2 protein-coding genes are annotated in these 691 nt (G+C 45.9%); both read right to left on the reverse strand.

Annotated elements, in window-relative coordinates:
- Nucleotides 1-524, reverse strand: a 524-nt coding sequence (locus B2400_RS12430) for an ISAon1 family transposase (protein ID WP_293933783.1), incomplete at its 3' end; no start/stop codon positions are given.
- Nucleotides 517-684, reverse strand: a complete 168-nt coding sequence (locus tag B2400_RS17925) for an ISAon1 family transposase N-terminal region protein (RefSeq protein ID WP_422663668.1) — start codon at nucleotides 682-684, stop codon at nucleotides 517-519. The genes B2400_RS12430 and B2400_RS17925, both read right to left, overlap by 8 nt.
- Between the last annotated feature and the right edge of the window lie 7 nt (nucleotides 685-691).

Here is a 691-nt window from a genome sequence, read left to right on the forward strand (position 1 = left end):
CGCTTTCGCGATTCCATTATCTTCTTGCTTTCTGCATCCAAGACTTCCCAACGATATTTGATACGGAGTTCCTGAACGGCATCATAGGCTAACTTTTGGACATGGAACCGATCGACCACACGTCTAGCGTTCCTGAAACATCTACGGATAGCCTTGGCCATGTTGGGAGCCATATCCATGGTCACCTCCTTTACCTTATTCCTTGATCGCAAGGGTATTCGCTCAAAAACAGCTATGATATCCTCAGCCTTTGTGCCTTTAATAGTTGCTAGAATCGTTCCTTTACGCCCTTTTGCCGATTTACTGCTAACAATGGTATATAAATCACCGTTGCTGAAGCTGGTCTCATCGATGCTCAGGTGTTCCGAGATGTTTTCAGGAAACAATGTCCAGCTCTCAGCATGAGGTTTTTGGTCCCAGTCATGGAAATCACTGAGGTGGTTCTTGTATTGATCCTGTAGTTGTTTGCCGTCCATCTGGAAGAACAGACCTACCAATTGGGCGCTTACAGGATAGCTATCCAAATATCTTCTTTAAAAAAAGCCCGAATTCCGTAGTCATTCGAGCGCCCTCACGCACTAGGTTCCAATCTCTTGTGATGATATCTCCGGTATCCAGTACCGTCCAGCGACGGCGACGGATATGTAGCGTAACTTTCTGGCCTCGAATGGGAAAGTCTGAAATTTCAGTA

Source organism: Sphingobacterium sp. UBA6645 (assembly GCF_002455685.1).
Classification (GTDB): domain Bacteria; phylum Bacteroidota; class Bacteroidia; order Sphingobacteriales; family Sphingobacteriaceae; genus Sphingobacterium; species Sphingobacterium hotanense.